The following is an 18,288-nucleotide window of genomic DNA, read 5'->3' as shown; positions in this document are numbered from 1 at the left end:
CGGCAGCGTATTTCGGCGCCGGTTCCGGCGGATTGATTACCGAAATACCAGCTCGCGGAGCAGAATAAAAGTGCCCATAAACAGTGTAAACCAGCCGAAAGCCGGCTTGAGCCGGGCCCCCGAAATGAAGCGGGCCAGGTAGGTGCCCAGCACGATGCCGCCCAGCGCGAAGGCCAGAAAACCGCTCAGAAATAGCCAGTCGATGGGGGTGCCCGCGCTCAGGTCGCCGGTAAAGCCAATCAGCGAGTTGGTGGCAATAATGAGCAGCGAAGTGCCCACGGCCAGTTTCATGGGCAAGCGGGCAAACAGCACCAGGGCCGGAATAATCAGAAAGCCCCCGCCGGCCCCCACAAACCCCGTCAGCAGGCCCACTATGGCGCCCACGGCCAGAATCAGCGGGTAGTTGACGCGGTGCCGGTGCTGCTCATCGTCGTGGAGGATTTCCTCGGCCTGCCGGCTGCGGATCATGGACGTGGCGGCCACCACCATCAGCACGGCAAAGGCCACGAGCACCAGCAAATCCTTGGTGAAAGCCACCCTGCCGACTGTGAACAGCTGCTGCGGAATAGCGGGCATAAGCAGCTTGCGGGTGGCAAATACGGCCCCCAGCGAAGTGGCCAGAAACACCAGAGCCGTGGGCACCGATACCAGCCCTTTACGGAAATAGCCGGCCGCCCCAACCACCGAAGTCGTGCCCACCACAAACAGCGAGTAGGCCGTGCTCAGCACCGGGCTCACACCCATCAGATAAACCAGCACCGGCACCGTCAGGATGGAACCGCCCCCGCCCATAATGCCCAGCGAAAGGCCGATGAAGATGGCGGCAAAGTAGCCGATAAGGTGCAGCATGGCTGAAAGGGGAGGAGGACGAAAAAGGGAAGTGAACGTATGTATTTATGAATAGATGTTCATGTGTGTGGCCGATAAAAAGCTGCGCTTTTCCTACAGGAAAGTGCAGCTGGCCAGGCACTGAATTACATCGACTACCTCGCGCATTTTCAGCGAATAAAAGATGTTTTTGCCCTCGCGGGTGCTGCTCAAAATACCCTTGAGCTTCATGCCCGTCAGGTGGTGGGAGAGCAGGCTCTGCTCCACCTGCAGCGTCTCGCTGATGTCCGTCACCGACAGACCTTCCTGCTGGGCCAGCAGCTGCACAATGGCAATGCGGGTAGGGTGGGCCGTGGTTTTGAGGATGAAAGCCACCTTTTCCATCTTCTCAACGGATAGGTTCAGCTCAGCAGAAGTGGTTATCGGATGCATAGGACAGGCAAATATAGGTTCATTTGTTCATCTATACAAAACGCCACTTCCTTTTCGTTCCCGGCCAGCGCTTTTTTTCCCTCGGCCTACCAAAAAATGTCTGGTAGCAGGGGCAGTGCCGGCCGTTGCGCTACCGGCCGGCAGACCGTTGGCGGCGCCCATTCCCTGAAAATGTGCGCACCTTTGTACCGCGTTCCACTGCCTATGTCTCGTTTGCTGGCCCATTTGCTGTTGCTGCTCTATGCTGGGTTATTCCTGCAGTGCCAGCCGCTGCCTGCCCGGGCCGCCGCAACCGCCGCCAGCTACGGCAGCCAGCAAAAGGCGCCGCGCACCAGTTTCTGTAAGAAGAAGCTGCAGTCGGTGCAAGCCAACCCGCTGGCCGACTTCGGCCAGCGAGTGAAAGCCAAGCTGCCGCCGCTGGACCTTTCGTTGGGCGACGGCTTGGCGGCGCTGTATTTGGGGCGGCTGTTTCCGGCCGATAAGCCGGTTCTGACGCCCACTCGTGGCCCCAACCTCGGGCCTGGCCAGGCTTTTGCCAACCACCCCAACAAGGCTCCGCCCGTTTGCTTTTCTTAAGGATAAGCCCCCAGGAGCCGGGCGTGTACCCGGTTAGCTGTCCCGCTTAGCGGGGCCGGCAGCCGGTTTTTTTGTGGCCCTGCGCCCCAACGAGGTTGCGCCCGATGCCCGGCTTTTCCCTGACGGCACTTACGCGAAGCCAGCGCTTTGCTTCGCTGTCCTTGGGTTTGTGCTACCGCCTAAGTCCTGCCCCTTTTATTTCTGCTGCTGGCCATCCCAGGTAAGCCGCACGGCTAAACCCCGGCGGTAGCTGATACATGAATATTTTCGCATCTTTTCGTTGCTTGAACCTGCTGATTATGAATCGTAAAAAACTGTTGCAATGGTTGCCTTTGGCCATTTTCGCCCTTGTTATGTTCACGCCGCTGCGCACACCGGTAATGGCAGGGCTGCAGCGCGGCCTGCTGGCTACGGGCCTGTGGAATGCCAATGCGCCAACGGCTGGCGCGGCTCCCGCAGCCAATACGCCTGTTGTGCCAACAGGCGGAGCCGCCTACCCCCACCAGCTGCCCCTGACAACGCTCGATGGCAAATCGGTTAGCCTGAGTGATCTGAAAGGCAAAGCGGTGTTCGTGAATATGTGGGCCAGCTGGTGCCCGCCCTGCGTGGCCGAAATGCCGGGCATTCAGGCGCTTTACACGAAAACGGACCCCCAAAAGGTGGCCTTTGTAATGATTTCGCTGGATGAGAATCCGGCCAAGGCGCGGGCCCTGCTCAAGCGCCAGGGCTACACGCTACCGGTGTACTTCCCGGCCGGCCCGCTGGTCGCGCCTTTCAATTCCAACTCCATCCCGTCCACAGTGATTCTGGGGCCCAACGGCGAGGTAGCCGCCCGCCACGAGGGCATGGCCGACTACGACACGCCCGAATTTAAAGCCGCTCTGGAGCAGTTGGCGCGTTAAGCACGCCTTTCTCTGGTTCCTGGTGTGGGCGCCGGCCGTAATGGCCGGCGCTTTGTGTTTGAGTGCATTCTGTTAGCTGTGCGCCGGCCCCGTTCGCGTGGGTAGCCTCGCTGGAACCTAACCGGACCACCGACTTGCTTCGGCGAAAAACCCTCCGCTGCTCGGCGGCCGTATAGCTTTCCTGAAAGTTTTACCTGAAACCGACGTAGCACAACTACGCTGTTGTGGCGGGCTAAACGGCCGCAGCCTCGCACGATACCGGGGCCCCAAACACGCGTGCACCTGCCGGCGCGCTTGTAATGGCCGCTGGAATAATGGCAGCTGGAAGTGTCCCGTCATTCGGCTTCAATTTCTATCCCGACTCACCCACCCGCAATGCCCGAAAACGCCGCTGATTTTGATTTGATTGTCCTGGGCGCCGGTTCGGCCGGGCTGGGCCTGAGCCTGTTCATGGCCCGCATCAAGCTGCGCGTGCTGCTCATCGACCTCACGGCCGAAGATGTAGGCGGCGACTGCCTCAACCACGGCTGCGTGCCCAGCAAGGCGCTTATTCATGCGGCGCGGCAGGTGCACCAGGCCCGGCAGGCCACGCAGTTTGGCCTGCAGGTAGGCGGCGCGGCCGATATGGGCAAGGTGATGGACTATGTGCAGGGCCGGCAGGACATCATCCGCGACCATGAAAACCCCGAGTACCTGCGCGAACTGGGTATTACGGTGGAAATCGGTCGGCCCCGGTTTGTGGGCGACCACGCCGTGGAGATAAACGGCCGCACCCACACCGGCCGCAAGCTGGTGGTAGCCACCGGCTCGCGGCCGGCGCAGCTGCAGGTGCCCGGTGCCGACCAGGTGGAGCTTTACGACAACCAGCGCGTGTGGGACCTGCGCACGCTGCCCCAGCGCCTGCTGGTGGTGGGCGGCGGCCCCAACGGCGTGGAGCTGGCCCAGGCCATGCAGCGGCTGGGCGCGCAGGTAACGATTGTGCACCGGGGCGAAGCTATTCTCGAAAAAGAAGACCCCGCCATCCGGGCCGTGCTGGCCGAGCGGCTACGGGCCGAGGGCCTCTCCATCCATCTGGAGGCCGAAGTAGAGGCCTTTACCTCCGCTTCGCAGGCCCGCATCAGGCCTAAATCGGGCGAGGCGTTTGCGGTGGATTTCGATCTGGTGTACGTGGCCATTGGGCGGCACGTGAGCTTCGAGGGGCTGCAGCTGGAGAAGGCCGGGGTAGAGGTGGATGAGAAAGGCCACATCAAGCTAAACGAGCACCTGCAAACCACCAACCCCGACATCTTCGTGGCCGGCGACGCGGCCAACTCGCTTAAATTCAGCCACGGGGCCGAGCTGCATGTGCGCACGCTGCTGTTCAACTTCTTCTCGCCCCTCAAGAAAAAGCTCAACTACGACCACTTTTCCTGGGTCACCTTCACCGACCCCGAGGTGGCGCACTTCGGCCTCGATGCGGCCGAACTCGACAAGCGCGGTACGGCCTACGAGCGGTGGGAAACCTCCTTCGCCGACGATGACCGGGCCGTGGTAGATAGCTACCGCGACGGCCATCTGCTGCTCTTTATCGAAAAAAACGCCCTGCCGCTGCCCGGCCGTAAGCGCCGCATTCTGGGCGGAGCCATGGTGGCCCCCGGCGCGGGCGAGCTGATTCAGGAGCTGATTCTGGCCAACACCAGCGGGCTGGGTATCAGCGAGCTATTCGACAAAGTATACCCGTACCCGGTGGCGGCCCGCATCAACCAGAAGCTGATTGTGGACTACCAGGATGTGTCGCCGCTGCTACAAACGACTCTTGATGTGGCGTTTAAGCTGCAGTAAAACCGGTGCTACAGCGCGGCAGCTATCCGGCGCACCGACACGCGCTTTTTGTAGTCTGGGTTGAAGTAGGTGAACTTGATGCGGCCGTCGCGGCCGATGACGTAGGTGGCCGGCACGGGCAGCACGTCTTCGGTGGCTGCGTTGGCTTGCTGCAAATCAACCCCGAAACCCTTGTATTTAAGGACAATGGCGGGGTCGACGGTGAAGGCCGTGTTGTAGGCTTTCATGATGACAAAGCCCTGGTCTTGCACAATGGGGAAGGCCGCCTTGGTTTTCTCTACAGTCTTGCCGATGTTCTCCTGGGTTTCGGGCGTCACGACGACTATCTGGGCGCCTTTAGCCGTGAGCAGCTGTAGCGAATCCTGGAGCTGGCTGAGCTGCTTGCTGCAATACGGGCACCACTGGCCGCGGTAGAAATAGAGCACCACCGGGCCCTTCTTTAGCAGTTGCTTCAGTTCAATGGGCTTCCCGGTGGCATCCTTGCCCTTGAAGTCTGGGGCCACGGTGCCCACGGCCAGCGGCGCGGCCGTGCGGGCGGCGGGTGCGGTTTGGGCACGACCGGCCAGGGGCAACGCCAGCAGAAAAGTAAAAGCAGCGGGTATGGGCAGGCGGTAGTTCATGTTCAGGCTCATGGATGTAAAAGTAGCCGTTCGGCAGCCGGCGCTACCCCAGCAGTTGGCGGACGATGTCGGGCAGGGTGGGGCCGGTGAGGGTGGGGGCAGGAGCCAGCGGATATACCTGCTGGCCCGGGCGGGAGATGAACGCGGCCTGCAGCCCGGCCAGTTGTGCGCCGGCTGTGTCCCAGCCGTGGGCGGCCACGAGCATGGTTTGGGCGGGCGCTACCTTCAGTTGCTCGCAGGTGCTGTGGTAGGTGTTGGGGTGAGGCTTATAGCGCTTGAGCGAGTCGATGCTGAGCAGTTGCTCGAAGAAGCTGCTGAGGCCGGCGTAGGCCATCTGCTTCTTCACTGTGGCATCGGGCGAGTTGGTGAGCGTGACCATCCGGAAGCCCGCGTTTTGCAGCGCCGTGAGGCCGGGAATGATGTCGGGGTGCGGGGGCAGCTCGGTGATAAGGGTGAGGAGTTCCTTTTTGCGGGCTGCCGGGCGGGCCGGCTGGCCCAGGGCCTGCGCCAGCATATCAAGGGCCGCGTCGCCAATCTGCCCGAAGTTGTGGTAGTTGCCGGTCACGGTATCCACCAGCGAATATTGCAGCAGCAGCGCAAACCACTGCTTAAAGGCCGTTTCCGACTTGAATTCCTGATTAACAGCCTGCTGCAGCTTGCTCAGGTCGAGCATAGTTTCGTTCACATCGAAAATCAGCAGCTTGGGGCGAACAGGGGCAGCAGACATAGCGGATAAGGGAAAAGGCACCGCCGTAGCGGCAGCAGCCATGGCCAGAGACGATAAGACAGCGCGACGAGAAATCATGCGCCTGCTTACGCAGTTCCGCCGCATAAGGCTATATCAGGGGTGCTTTTCGAAAATTCTAAGTCCGTTTTCAAATGGCTCCGCTGGTTACGCGTGCGGCAGTATTATACGAGAGGGCTCTGGATTTGCGAAAGAGCCAAATGCAATAATGCAGACACAAGAAAAGGGGCCGGAAGGCCCCTTTTCTTGTGTTGGTTGAATACGCAAAGATTAGTGTTGGTGGCCGCCTTCTCCGTGTACGTGGCCGTGGTCCATTTCTTCGGCGGTGGCCTCGCGCACGTCGGCTACGTTGCCGTCGAAGTGCATGACCATGCCGGCCAGCGGGTGGTTGAAGTCCATTTTCACGGCATCGTCGCTGATTTCGACCACTTTGCCCTGCATGTGGTGACCCTGGTTGTCAGCCATGGGCAGGAAGTTGCCCACCTGCAGCATCTCCTCGTCGGTCTGGCCATCGATTTCAAACACGCTGCGCGGGATTTCAACCACAGCCTGCGCATCGTAGTCGCCGTAGGCCTGCTCGGGGGTGAGGCTGAAGCTGAACGCGTCGCCGGCGTTTTTGTCGGCGAGCTGGCGCTCGAACTCCTCGGGCAGGCCGCTCTGGCCGAACAGAAACACCATGGGCGCATCGGTATCGGCCGACTCTACGAGCACTTTCTCCTGGTTTTCGTCGGTTACGCTCAGGTCGTAGGTGATGGTAACGACTTTGTTGGCACTGATCTGGGTCATGATGCGGCGGGGTAAGATTACGCTTCGAAAATACTATTGCTAGTTACGGAAATGTTGGCGAAGGGAATTGAAAACAAGCGACAAATCAGCCCTTAGCCCTCCAACTCCCAGGCCGTGCGGTAGGCCCCGATGCGCTCAGTGTAGTCGAGGAAGGCCTTGTAGAAAGGATGGGCGCCCAGCGTGGCCGAGTCGCCGACGAGCAGCAGCTTTTTGCGGGCCCGGGTCATGCCCACGTTCATGCGGCGCACGTCGCTCAAAAAGCCGATTTCGCCCTGGGGGTTGCTGCGGGTGAGGCTGATGGCAATAATGTCGCGCTCCTGGCCCTGGAACGAATCGACGGTGCCTACGCTCAGCATGCGGTGCTCCATGAGGCCCACCAGCTCGTCGTCTTCCTCGATGGCGTCCTTCAGGTAGTTGATCTGGGCGCGGTAAGGGGCAATAACGCCGATGGTGAGCAGGTCGGTTTCGTGGTCGGCGGGGTCGTAGGGCTCCAGCAGCTGGGCCAGGCGCTTCAGCAGCAGGTCGGCTTCCTCGGGGTTGGCCGTCGAGCGGCTTTCCTCAATGGTGAGCTCCTGGAAGCCGAAGCCGGCCGTGTCGAGGAACTCCACGGCCAGGTCGGGGGCGAAGCGCAGGTCGTAGGCGGGCAGGTCGGCGTGGGCTACGGCAGGAGCAGCTTTTAGGCGGCCGTCGTAGAACTGCTCCGAGCTGAAGGCCATAATCAGCTCGTGCATGCGGTACTGGGTTTCCAGCATCCGGGCTACTTCGGGCTGGCGCCTGATGCACTTCTCGAACAGTGTTTCGCGCAGACCTTCGCGGGCCGCCTTTTCGCTTTTCACGGTGGGCGGCAGCTGCTGGTGGTCGCCGGCCAGCACTACCCGGTTGGCCTTGGAAATCGGAATCCAGGAACCCGGCTCCAGGGCCTGGGCGGCCTCATCAATGAACACGGTTTCGTAGGTGAGGTGGCGGATGGCACGGTTGCCGGCCCCCACCAGCGTGCAGGTTATCACCTGCACCTGCTCGAGCAAATCCTCGGTAATGTAGCGCTCCAGCTGGTCCGATTCCTGAAGCAGCTCGTGGGCCTGCTGCTTGAGCAGGCGGCGCTGCTCGCGCTCCTCCCAGCCGAAGTGCTTCTTGAACTTGCCGGCCGCTTCGCGGTACTGCTCAGCGGTCTGGCGCAGGCTGCGCAGTTCGGCGTAGCTCTTATGGTTCATGATTTGCGCGTCGAGCGTGTGCTGCAGCAGCAGGTCGGACACCCGCGAGGGGTTGCCCATCCGGATGACGTTCACGCCGCGCTCGGCCAGCTTTTCGGTGAGCAAATCGACGGCCGTATTGCTCGGAGCGCATACCAGCACCCGTCGCTCGCGCCGGATGGTTTCCACAATGGCCTGCACCAGCGTGGTGGTTTTGCCGGTGCCGGGCGGACCATGAATGATGGCCACATCCTGCGCTGCCAGCACATGGCGCACGGCGGCCAGCTGCGAGTCGTTAAGGGGCGAGGGGTAATAGAGCGTGGCTTCGGCTTCGGGCCGGAAGCGGGCTGGCTTAGCGCCCAGCAGCACGTCGCGCAGCTCGGCCAGGCGCGAGTCGTAGGCGCCCATCACCTTGCCCAGGGCGTAGTCCATCTCGCGGTAGCTCACCTCGTCGAAGGTCAGGTCCACGCCCAGCTTGCCCTCGTCGGTCCAGTCGGGCAGGTCTTCCTTGGTGGTGGCGAGGCGGATTTTGTTGCGCTTGACGCTGGTAACGACGCCCGAAAGCGTGGGCCGGTCGGAGGCCGCTCGGCCGGGAATATTGGCGAACAGCGCAGCATTTTTGCCCACCTGAAACAGGTGCAGCCCGCCCTGGCCGCCCTGGCGCTCCAGCTCCAGCACGAGCTTGCCGCCGAAGCCAATGTCTTCCTGGATTATCTTGACCGGGTACCACGTAAGGCCCCGGCGCTGGCGCTCGGCAATGCTGGCCTGGGCGCTCTTGATTTTGAATTGCTCGTAGTCCTCCTGCTGCTCCAGCTTGAGAAGGCCCTGCACCTTGCGCAGCTCTTTTTCGAGGGCGTAGGGTTCGGTATAAGTAGGTTGTTCCGCCAACAGATTCTATAGTTTGGGATTCGTTAGCCTAACAACGAAACCGGGCAAATGGTGGCCGAAAGGTCGGGAGGAAATAGGGAATGGGCTTTGGTTATTGCCGGCTAGTTGTAGGCTATGTGTTGAACGTAGTGCCGCTGAATAGTGCCGTCAGGACGGAATATAAACAGGTAGAGCAACGACTGGTCGAAGGTGGAGAAGATATTATGCAAGCCCGGCCCGCCCTCTTGGTTATCACTTACTTCAGCCAGCAGCATATTATTCTCCAACCGCGAAAATACAATGACAGTACTGCCCTTTATAAGACCACTGTTCGTGGTTAAACTGGTATTCAGCGGTGAAAAGTAGGGCTTGTGAAAAGTGGTTGTTCCTAATTGATCAAGAGAATCTGCTAGTCGTTTTTCCTTTTGATAACCCGTGTAACCCCATAACACCCCAAGTTCCTGACTAAACCACGTCAAATCCTTGTGAACGATGCTGTCAAATACTGCTACGTTTTTCAGGTTGTACCCCATCTGACGAAGCTGCCGGTCATGCTTGATATGGTTAAAGGCCGCTTTGTATGTTTTTTCAGGAGCCGGAAGCGACTGGCCGTTAGTGAGAAAGGGCAGCATTGCCAGAATGCAGAGTAGGGGTAGCCGCATTTCAGAGGTCAAAAATCACGATAGTGAAACCCACCGCGCCCCGCTGCCACCGATGAAACGGCAGGAGCGGGGCGCGGCTGAAGTCTTAGGGACTCGTTCGGCAGAAAAGCTGACTGCTAGTAGCTCTCAGCTAGCAGCTCAAAAACGAACCTGGCCGGCGGGCTGCTCGCTCATGGGCGTGACGTTGATGGCTTCGACGGCCCGGATTTCGGGCACGGCTTTCTTCACCGATTCCTCCACGCCGGCTTTCAACGTCATTGGCGACATGGGGCAGGTGCCGCAGGCGCCAAGCAGCTCCAGGCGCAGAACCATATCCTCGGTGATTTCGAGGACGCGCACGTTGCCGCCGTCGGCGGCCAGGTAGGGCCGGATGCCGTCGAGGGCCTGCTCGACGCGGGGCAGTAGCGGGTGAGAGTCGACGGATACTTCCATGAATTGCGGTTTTGGGTGATGCCTAAGCAAAGATAAGCTTTCTGGCGGGGCTACCGGTGTCAACCAGCGAAGCGGGCGGGAAGTTCGGGAGTAAAGGAACGTCATTCAGAGCATGTGGCGCATAGAGCCAGGGACGAAGAATCTTGCGTGCTGATGCCGGTGTGCTAATTAAACGTCAGCACGCGAGATTCTTCGTCCCTGGCTCTATGCGCCACATGCTCTGAATGACGTTCCTCCACTAACCACTAACCACTAACCACTAACCACTAACCACTAACCACTCCCGTCCCTACGGCACTACCACTTCCTCGATGATGGCTTTGGGCTCGTGCTTGTAAAGCCACAGAATCAGAATGGGCAGCAGCGTCAGCTCGGCCACCACGCCGAACAGCAGCGTGAGGCCGATCAGCAGGCCCACGTAAAAGGTGCCGTCGAAAGAGGAGAAAATCAGCGTCGAGAAGCCGCCCACCAGAATCAACGAGGTGACGATAACGGCTTTACCGGCCATCAGGTAGGTTTTGCGCACCGCCCGGAACAGGTTGTCTTCCTTGAGCAGCATGAGCTTGAGCTTGCTCATGAAGTGGATGGTGTCGTCGACGGCAATGCCAAAGGCGATGGTGAAGATGATGCTCGTGCTCACTTTCATGCTTACGCCGGCCAGGCCCATTACGCCAGCCACCAGCAAAATCGGGAACAGGTTGGGAATGAGCACGACCAGCGTCATGCGCAGGCTCCGGAACAGCGCCAGCACAATGAGCGTGACCATCACGATGTCGAGCGTCATACCGATAATCATGTCGCGGCTCAGGTTTGCGTTGTTCTTATCGATGAGGTTGGCCGAGCCGGTAAGCCGGGTCTGCACCACCGTCGAATCAACGGAGGTGCGCAGAAACTGCCGCAGGCCGCCGTTGAGCGCGTGTACTTTAATGCTGCCCACATCGGCCATGCGGCCGGTGAGGCGGCCGGCGGAAGCGTCGGGCAGGGCCAGGGCCCGGAACTCGGGTTTGCGGCTCAGCAGCTTCGCCTTGCGTAGCAGCCGCGCCAGCTCGGCCTCGTCGGCGGGCAGGCGGTACTCTTCCACCAGGCCGCCGTTCAGGGCCTTGCGCACCGATTTGATGATGGTAACCGGCGAGGCCACGAAATTGAGGCCGTAGCTTTTCTGGAGGTAATTCTCAATCTGCTCGGTTTCGCGCAGCACTTCCAGGTCGAACACCGTGCGGCCGGGCCCGGGGCTCAGGGCCATTTCGAAGGGCCGCACGCCGGCGAAGTTATCCTCGAAAAACCGGAAATCGAGCTTCACCGGGTCGTTTTTAGAAAGGTCGTCGAGCAGGGCCGAGTTGATGCGGATGGTGGAGGCCGAGCCCACCGACAGCACCAGCACTACCGCGCTGATGCCCACCACCCAGTGTCGCCGGGCCAGCACCCGCCGGAACAGGCGGCCCAGCACACCGTCCCAGCTGTGGCCCTGCTGGCGCGGCACCCGCAGCTGGGGCTTTTTGAGCAGCACCAGCAGGGCCGGCAGCAGCGTGAAGCTGAGCACAAACGTGAGCAGCACGGCAATGCCCGTAAACAGCCCGAAGTTGTAAATGGGCCGGATGGAGCTGGCCATCAAGGAGAAAAAGCCGATGCTGGTAGTGAGGGCCGACAGTCCCGAGCCGAAGGCCGACTCGCGCATGGCCACCAGCAGCGCCGGCCGCTTTTCGGCTCCGTAGCCCAGCTCCGTCACGTAGCGCGTTATCAGGTGAATGGTGTCCGACATGCCCACCACAAACAGCATCACGGGCAGCAGGGCCGTCATCAAATCGATGCTCACGCCGAAGGCCGACATCACGGCCAGCCCCCACAGGATGGAGCCCAGCACCACCACCAGCGGCAGCACCACGCCCCACCAGGTTCGGAACGTAAGCCACAGCAGCCCCGTCACGAGCACCACCGACAGGCTCATAAACAGCGCCAGCTCGTTCTGCAGCCGGTCTACGAATACCGACTGGGCTACCTGCTTGCCGGCCAGATGGTACTGGTCTTCGGCAAAGTTCTGGCGAACCAGCTCGCGCCGCAACGCGCTCAGCAGCGAGTCGCCGGGCGGCTTGCTCAGGTTGGGCGACGTCTGGAACAGAATGGTGGCGGCGCGGGCATCGCGCGAAATCAGGTTGCCCACGAGGCCCGGCGTGCGGTACACCAGCGCCGAGTCGGGGGCGCGGCGCTCGGGCTCGTAGGGGTGCAGATAGAGCAGGTTGAACACACCCGGCCCCTCCACTACCGGGTTGCTGGCGTTGGTCGGCGACGATACCCGCAGCACGTGGCGGCGGCCGGTCAGAAACCGCGTCAACGAATCAACGCGCACCAGGAAGCGCGGGTCGAATACCGTCTGGCCCACGGGGGCTTCCAGGCCCAGCAGCACGTAGTCGTTGTCGTTGCCGAAGCGGGCGGCGTAGGCCTCGTAGTAGTCTAGGTCGGGGTCGCCGGCGGGGTAGAAGTCGTTGAAATTGTAGTTGAACCGCAGCTGAGCCACGAAAAACACGGCCAGAGCCGTCAGCAGCCCGAGGGCCCACAAAGTCAGGTGCGCGTAGCGGCGAAGGGGCATAGATCAGGCAGCGCGCGCCGCCGGGCAACAGAGCCGGGCGGCGGCTTCACGGGGATAATAAAACAAGGTGCAGACTACCCGGTAGAAAGCGCCCAAACCAGAGCCGGGCGCGTGGGAGTTCTGGCAGACATTGCGTACTTTAGGAGCAGCCGAAACCCAACCGCCGTTTTCGGGCATTTGTTTCCTTCACTACCACATTCGTCGTCATGAAAAACGTCCTGCTCGCCCTCGCCCTGTTTGCCTTCACCGCTTCGGCCGCCACTGCCTCGGAAGGCGACAAGGGCAAGAAGGCCAAGAAAGCCACCGCCACTACCGAGGCCAAAGCCTCCTGCGCCATGGCCAGCACGCCCTCGTGCTGCATGAAAAAAGACGCCAAAACCAGCACCGCCGCCACTACGCCAGCCGCCAAGCCGGCCGTGAAGTCGTTGTAGTGGTGAACTGGATTCGAGTGGAGAAATGCCTCACGTGCTAAAACACGTGAGGCATTCTTATGTCATATCTTTGAATATGTCCGTCCTTGAAGTCCTGACGCACATCAACGCCCCGCCGGAACGTTGCTTTCGGCTGGCCCTGAGCGTCGACCTGCACACCATTTCTACCCGCCAGACCGGCGAAACCATCGTGGCCGGCGTTCGGAGCGGCGAGCTGCAACTTGGCGACTCGGTTACGTTTCGGGCCCGGCACTTCGGTATCTGGCAGACGCTGACCAGCCAGATAACTGCGCTCGACGCGCCCCGCTACTTCCGCGACGAAATGCAGCGTGGCGCGTTTCGCTATATGTGGCACGAGCATTACTTTGAGGTTCAGGATTCGGGTGCCACGCTCATGCGGGACGTGTTTGGGTTTGCTTCTCCACTAGGCTTTCTGGGCCGTGTAGTCGATGCGCTGGTTCTGAAACGGTATTTGTGCCGTTTTCTGGCAGAGCGCGGGCGGGTGGTGAAGCAGTACGCCGAAACCGATGACTGGCGCACAGTGCTGGTAAACAGCAGGTAGAAGCTGATGCAACTTTGCCGCTGTACCACTCCTGGTATAGAACTGTGTGCTATACCCGTTATTACTCGTTGATGCTGACTTTGTGGAGTTTCGGCAGCTGCGAAGAAAACTGTGAAATATCCCCCAGCGGGTGCACAACCAACGGTTCGGCCCGCATGCGGGGCTGGCAGTAGCCTCGGCGGTGAAGAAGGCCGCGAATTGCTGCTACACCTGCCCCGGTAGTTCGGTATTAAGGCAGTAGCAAACAGTGAGCCCTCGATTTGCTCCGAACCAAATCATGTATGTCAGGTTTGATACAGGCTATAGCGGACGGCATAGGAGCGGGGCGCGTCCTCACCCGCCACTTCAAGGGCACTCGTTCAGCGGCCGTTCGGGACCAGCTCTATCCCTGCACCGTGCCGATGCATGCCTATAACCCCGGCGGGGTACTTTGCCGTTATGCCTGCATGCGCGCAGTGGTGGCCGCAGCAATAAGCGTTATGCATCAGCCAGCAGCTTTTATACACCAATAAAAGCTGCTGGCTGCAAATAGCTGCTTTCCAGCCGATTTCTTTGCCAGAATACCTCGTGCCCGAAACACCCGCCTCTGTTCGCTTTCCTGCTGCTGCCACTCCGCCGGGGCAGCCCGCACCAGCGGGCCGACGCTGGGGGCGCTGGCTGCTGGCGGCTGTGGCGCTGCTACTGCCGCTGCTGCTCTTCGGCCCGCAGTACCTCGACCAGTGGCTGCATAAGGAGCTGGAGCAGCAGGTAGCCAACCAAACCCAAGGCCAGTACCGCCTGCAAGTGGGCGAATTGCGCACCAGCCTCTGGCAGCGCAGCATCTGGCTACGGCAGGTGCGGCTGCGCCCCACCGCCGGCCAACTGGCCGACTCGCTGCCCCGTGTGCATCTCGATGTGGCCCGGCTCCGCGTGCAGGGGGTTGGGCTGCTGGCGCTGTTGCGCCGAGGGGTAGTGCCCATCGACAGCCTGGTACTGGATTCAGCCCAGCTAAAGGTTCTGGCCCTGGCCAGTAAACCCGCCAAAACCGGTTCTGCACCGCTGCACGAACGGCTGCCGCTGCGGCTCAAAGGCCTCCGCATAGCCTACTTGGGGTTGCTAAGTACGCAGGTCGTTTACCGGCCCGGCCCTGATTCGGCCCGCATTGAGCGCGCCGACCTTACTGGCCAGCACCTGCTTATTAGTGCGGCCGGAGCCGCCGACACCCAGCGCCTCGGCTACGCGGCCGCCTGGTCGTTGCAACTACAACGGGCCCGGGGCCAGGCCGCGGGCCACCGCGTGCGCGTGGCTGCCGCGCACCTCTCCACTACCCGCCGGCTATTGCAGCTCGACTCGCTCCGGATTGAGCCCCAGCGGCCGTACCAGCCAGCTCATACGCAGGTTGATTTTGCCCTTGCGCGCTTGCGCCTGAGCGGCTTCGACTTGGCGGCCCTGCAGCAGAGGCGCCGGTTCCGGGCCGATTCGCTGCACTTGCAAAGCCCCCGGCTGGCGGCCCGGCTGATGGCTCAGGCAACCGCCCCGGGCTTGGGCTCTGCCCCGGCGTATCTGCGCCAGTTGCACCTGGCGCACCTGCAAATAGAGCAGGGGGCGGTTGAAGTGACAGGGGCGGATGGCTACCTGAAGATACACCAGCTGGCGCTGCTGGGCGCGGGCCTGCAGTATACTCCGGCAGTAGCTTCCGACTCGGCCCGCGCGTTTTCTGCCGAAAGCTGGGACGTGCGCCTGGGGCCGACCCAGGCCGCAGCGGCTGCCCACACCCTGCGCCTGACCAGCGCGCAGCTCTCTACGCGGACCCGGGCGCTAACGCTTCACTCGGTACTTATTCGGCCGCCGGCACCGGGCCAGGGCCCGCCCGGCGCCGTGCGCGTCAGCCTCACGCTGCCCCGGCTTGCCCTGCGCGGGCTCGATGCCAACGCCCTGCAGCAGCGCTTACTTCGGGCCGATAGCCTGACTCTCAGCAACCCTCGCCTGCACTTCACCCCGCCTGCTCAGCCACCGCCCCCGGTCTGGAAGCTGCTGTCGGGCGTGGTGCGGCGCTCCGAGCTGGGCCGGTTCGTGGTACAGAACGCCGATATACAATTCGGAGGCCTGCGCCATGCGCCAACTATTTCCGGCCTCTTCCTCACTGGCTCCGCCATCCGCATCGACTCGCTGGCCGCCCGTATGCCTGCCCGAATTGCGTATGCCAGGTCGTGGCAGGCCCGTTCCGGCCGCATTACGGTGCCCTTCGACCTGCCCTATTACCAGGCCGCCAGCCAGACTATGTACCTCGATACCGATGCCCGTACTCTGGTGTTCAATACCATGTCGCTCACCCCAAAATATTCGGCGGCCGGCATGAACCGGCACAAGGGCTACCAGGCACCGGCTGTTTCTATCCGGGTCCGCTCGCTCAGGGCCGAGGGCCTCGACTTTGCGGCCTTGGTGAGCCGCAGTGACTTCCGGGCTGCGCGCCTCACGGCGCAGAGTCCGGTTGTGCGCATTGTCTCGGATGGGCGCGGCCCCATCAACCCAAACTACTCCAAAGTATCGCCCGAGCAGATGCGCGAATTGCCCGTGCTCGTTGATGTGCGGCAGCTCATTATCCGGAATGGCAACCTTTACTCCAGCTACCGCAGTCCGCTTACGCCCATTGTGGGCCGGCTGAGCATTAACCGCTTCAACGGGCGCTTCTTCAACCTGAGCAACGACCCCGGGCGCCAGACAGCCGCCACCCCACTCACCGGCCGGGCCACCACGTACCTGCAGAACCGCTGCCGGCTCGATGCCCAGGTTTCGATGTACTTGCTCGATCCGCAAGGTCGGCATCGGGTATGGGGGGCGTTTGGCCCCGGCTCGTTTTCGCTGCTTAATCCGATGACGGTGCCTACCCGGCTGGTTCGGTTTAAGAGCGGCGAGCTGCGCAGCCTGCGCTTTGCTATGCGCGCCGACCGCCGGGGGGTAAGGGGCACCACCTGGGCCTCGTACTCGGGCCTGCAACTAACGCTGCTCAACTACGGAGAAGAAGAAATCGAAAAATCGTTGTTTAGTCGCATCAAGTCCAAGCTGGTGAATGTGGTGGTTATCCGCGACCAGAACCCCCGCAAACGCGGCAAATTTGAAACCGGCCAGATGACTTCTACCCGCGAGCCTCGCTTTTCGATGTTTACGCTGTGGCGCCAGGGGATTGTAAGCGGCCTGTTTCATAATGTGGGAGTTCCGCAGAAACTGGCGCAAAAGCTCAGCGAAAGCAAGGATGAAGCTCCGCTGCCCAGGTAACTGCCTACGCTTCCCAGGGGCTATACTACCCAAAACATCCGGCGCAGCATACCGGTCTTACTGTCTTCTGAATAGACTCACTGCTATGCCCGCTGGTTTTGCCCTTCTCGATGCTTTGTCTGCCACCGACCTCGACCGTGTTATCGAAATGGGCTGGGAAGACCGTACCCCATTTGAGGCCATTGAGGCGCAGTTCGGGCTGGCCGAAAAAGATGTTATCGTTCTCATGCGCCGCGAGTTGAAAGGCTCCTCATTTCGGATGTGGCGGGCCCGGGTGAGCGGCCGGGCCACCAAGCACCGCGCCCGGCGCCCCAGCGGCATGAGCGGCTTCAAGAGCGACCAGCAGCGCAGCATTACGCACAACAAAATCAGCAAGCGGTAAAGGAGGCCTCCGCCTGAGCCATGTGCAAGCCCACAACAAAAGCTGCCTCAACCGGGCGGCTTTTTCTATTTTTGGGCCCGTCAACCCGTTCTTTCCGGTCGCTATGCTTCAGTACCACGCCCTTCTTCAGCACATCCTCGACCACGGCACCCGCAAAACCGACCGTACCGGTACCGGTACGCTCTCGGTGTTTGGCCACCAGATGCGGTTTGATCTGCAAGCTGGTTTTCCACTCGTTACCACCAAAAAAGTCCACCTCAAAAGCATCATCCACGAGCTGCTGTGGTTTCTGCGCGGCGACACCAGCAACCAGTCGCTCGAAGACGTGGGCGTGAGCATCTGGCGCGAGTGGGCGGATGAAAACGGCGAGCTGGGCCCTATTTACGGGCAGCAGTGGCGCAGCTGGCGGGCCCCCGACGGCCAGAGCATCGACCAGATAACCCAGATGGTGCACCTGCTGCGCACTCAGCCCGACTCGCGCCGCATGGTAGTATCAGCCTGGAACGTGGCCGAGCTGCCCCAAATGCGCCTGACGCCCTGCCACGCCCTGTTTCAGTTTTACGTGGCCGACGGCCGCCTCTCGTGCCAGCTCTACCAGCGCTCCGCCGACGTGTTTCTGGGCGTGCCGTTCAATATTGCCTCTTACGCGCTGCTTACGCTGATGATGGCCCAGGTAACGGGCCTGGAGCCCGGCGAATTCATCTGGACCGGCGGCGACACCCACCTCTACAGCAACCACCTGGAGCAGGCTACCCTGCAACTCACCCGCGAGCCGCGCCCGCTGCCCGCTATGCGCCTCAATCCAGCCGTTACCAACATCTTCGACTTTCGCTACGAAGATTTTACGCTGGAAAATTACGACCCCTGGCCCGCCATCAAAGCTCCAGTGGCGGTGTAATACGGCGCTAGCAATTTCGTAAGGCTACCCCAATCCAAACGGCTACCGGTTTCGTAACTGGGCGATGCTGAATTCTTCGTCTGACCTCGACCCGGCTGCTGACCCTGAAGACGGAATGCCAGGTCTCTCGCGCAAGCACCGGGCCTGGGTTGCCCTGTATTCGCTGGAAAACCCTGCCTTCGACCGCCGCCAGATCCTGCGCGAGAACGATGTGACGGAGGCCGACCTGGTGCGCCACATGGAAAGCTGGATGCAGTTGCAGCGCCAGCATCGCCAGAAGCAGCGCTAAGCGTGGCCAGTGAGCACCTGCCAACC

The 18,288-nt window shown here is 61.3% G+C and carries 18 protein-coding genes; 9 read left to right on the top strand and 9 right to left on the bottom strand.

What is annotated here, in order from left to right; all coding sequences use genetic code 11:
• Positions 1-36 precede the first annotated feature (36 nt).
• Both J7E24_RS07395 and J7E24_RS07390 read right to left on the bottom strand, forming a co-directional pair.
• A complete protein-coding gene (locus tag J7E24_RS07395) occupies positions 37-849 on the bottom strand; it encodes a sulfite exporter TauE/SafE family protein (RefSeq protein ID WP_215136686.1) in 813 nt (270 codons plus the stop codon).
• Between the two features lie 93 nt (positions 850-942).
• Positions 943-1,260, bottom strand: a complete 318-nt coding sequence (locus tag J7E24_RS07390; protein ID WP_251047082.1) for an ArsR/SmtB family transcription factor — start codon at positions 1,258-1,260, stop codon at positions 943-945.
• A gap of 204 nt (positions 1,261-1,464) precedes the next feature.
• Here J7E24_RS07390 and J7E24_RS07385 point away from each other — a divergent pair, with 204 nt between their 5' ends.
• From J7E24_RS07385 to J7E24_RS07375, 3 genes are all read left to right on the top strand, one after another.
• A complete protein-coding gene (locus tag J7E24_RS07385) occupies positions 1,465-1,836 on the top strand; it encodes a hypothetical protein (RefSeq protein ID WP_215136684.1) in 372 nt (123 codons plus the stop codon).
• 299 nt (positions 1,837-2,135) lie between these two features.
• A complete protein-coding gene (locus J7E24_RS07380; protein ID WP_251047081.1) occupies positions 2,136-2,738 on the top strand; it encodes a TlpA family protein disulfide reductase in 603 nt (200 codons plus the stop codon).
• A gap of 375 nt (positions 2,739-3,113) precedes the next feature.
• Positions 3,114-4,559 carry a dihydrolipoyl dehydrogenase family protein gene (locus J7E24_RS07375; RefSeq protein ID WP_215136682.1) on the top strand — a complete coding sequence of 482 codons (1,446 nt, stop codon included), beginning with the start codon at positions 3,114-3,116 and terminating at the stop codon, positions 4,557-4,559.
• 8 nt (positions 4,560-4,567) lie between these two features.
• Here the strand turns inward: J7E24_RS07375 and J7E24_RS07370 are convergent, their stop codons facing one another.
• The 7 genes from J7E24_RS07370 to J7E24_RS07340 all read right to left on the bottom strand — a co-directional run bounded on the left by J7E24_RS07370 (position 4,568) and on the right by J7E24_RS07340 (position 12,445).
• A complete protein-coding gene (locus tag J7E24_RS07370) occupies positions 4,568-5,191 on the bottom strand; it encodes a peroxiredoxin-like family protein (RefSeq protein ID WP_215136680.1) in 624 nt (207 codons plus the stop codon).
• Positions 5,192-5,222: 31 nt separating this feature from the next.
• Entirely contained in the window at positions 5,223-5,906 is a 684-nt protein-coding gene (locus J7E24_RS07365; RefSeq protein ID WP_215136678.1) for a haloacid dehalogenase type II, read from the bottom strand.
• Positions 5,907-6,194: 288 nt separating this feature from the next.
• Positions 6,195-6,710, bottom strand: a complete 516-nt coding sequence (locus J7E24_RS07360) for a peptidylprolyl isomerase (RefSeq protein WP_215136676.1) — start codon at positions 6,708-6,710, stop codon at positions 6,195-6,197.
• Positions 6,711-6,802: 92 nt separating this feature from the next.
• On the bottom strand, positions 6,803-8,788 hold the full coding sequence (locus J7E24_RS07355; protein WP_215136674.1) for an AAA domain-containing protein: 1,986 nt from the start codon (positions 8,786-8,788) through the stop codon (positions 6,803-6,805).
• 101 nt (positions 8,789-8,889) lie between these two features.
• Positions 8,890-9,399: a hypothetical protein gene (locus J7E24_RS07350; RefSeq protein ID WP_215136672.1), complete on the bottom strand. Its 510-nt coding sequence runs from the start codon at positions 9,397-9,399 to the stop codon at positions 8,890-8,892.
• Between the two features lie 168 nt (positions 9,400-9,567).
• Positions 9,568-9,861 carry a NifU family protein gene (locus tag J7E24_RS07345; RefSeq protein WP_215136670.1) on the bottom strand — a complete coding sequence of 98 codons (294 nt, stop codon included), beginning with the start codon at positions 9,859-9,861 and terminating at the stop codon, positions 9,568-9,570.
• Positions 9,862-10,150: 289 nt separating this feature from the next.
• On the bottom strand, positions 10,151-12,445 hold the full coding sequence (locus tag J7E24_RS07340) for an efflux RND transporter permease subunit (RefSeq protein ID WP_215136668.1): 2,295 nt from the start codon (positions 12,443-12,445) through the stop codon (positions 10,151-10,153).
• 206 nt (positions 12,446-12,651) lie between these two features.
• Here J7E24_RS07340 and J7E24_RS07335 point away from each other — a divergent pair, with 206 nt between their 5' ends.
• From J7E24_RS07335 to J7E24_RS07310, 6 genes are all read left to right on the top strand, one after another.
• Complete coding sequence (locus J7E24_RS07335; RefSeq protein WP_215136666.1) at positions 12,652-12,876, top strand: hypothetical protein; 225 nt, start codon at positions 12,652-12,654, stop codon at positions 12,874-12,876.
• 76 nt (positions 12,877-12,952) lie between these two features.
• Positions 12,953-13,438: an SRPBCC family protein gene (locus J7E24_RS07330; protein ID WP_215136664.1), complete on the top strand. Its 486-nt coding sequence runs from the start codon at positions 12,953-12,955 to the stop codon at positions 13,436-13,438.
• Positions 13,439-13,990: 552 nt separating this feature from the next.
• On the top strand, positions 13,991-16,693 hold the full coding sequence (locus J7E24_RS07325) for a hypothetical protein (protein WP_215136662.1): 2,703 nt from the start codon (positions 13,991-13,993) through the stop codon (positions 16,691-16,693).
• A gap of 85 nt (positions 16,694-16,778) precedes the next feature.
• On the top strand, positions 16,779-17,075 hold the full coding sequence (locus J7E24_RS07320; RefSeq protein WP_215136660.1) for a TIGR03643 family protein: 297 nt from the start codon (positions 16,779-16,781) through the stop codon (positions 17,073-17,075).
• 103 nt (positions 17,076-17,178) lie between these two features.
• Positions 17,179-17,973 carry a thymidylate synthase gene (locus tag J7E24_RS07315; protein ID WP_215136657.1) on the top strand — a complete coding sequence of 265 codons (795 nt, stop codon included), beginning with the start codon at positions 17,179-17,181 and terminating at the stop codon, positions 17,971-17,973.
• A gap of 64 nt (positions 17,974-18,037) precedes the next feature.
• On the top strand, positions 18,038-18,262 hold the full coding sequence (locus tag J7E24_RS07310; RefSeq protein WP_215136655.1) for a hypothetical protein: 225 nt from the start codon (positions 18,038-18,040) through the stop codon (positions 18,260-18,262).
• Positions 18,263-18,288: the final 26 nt, after the last annotated feature.

This window comes from Hymenobacter sp. ISL-91 (assembly GCF_018613725.1).
In the GTDB taxonomy this organism is placed as follows: Bacteria; Bacteroidota; Bacteroidia; order Cytophagales; family Hymenobacteraceae; genus Hymenobacter.
This window is presented reverse-complemented; position numbering and strand designations above follow the sequence as displayed.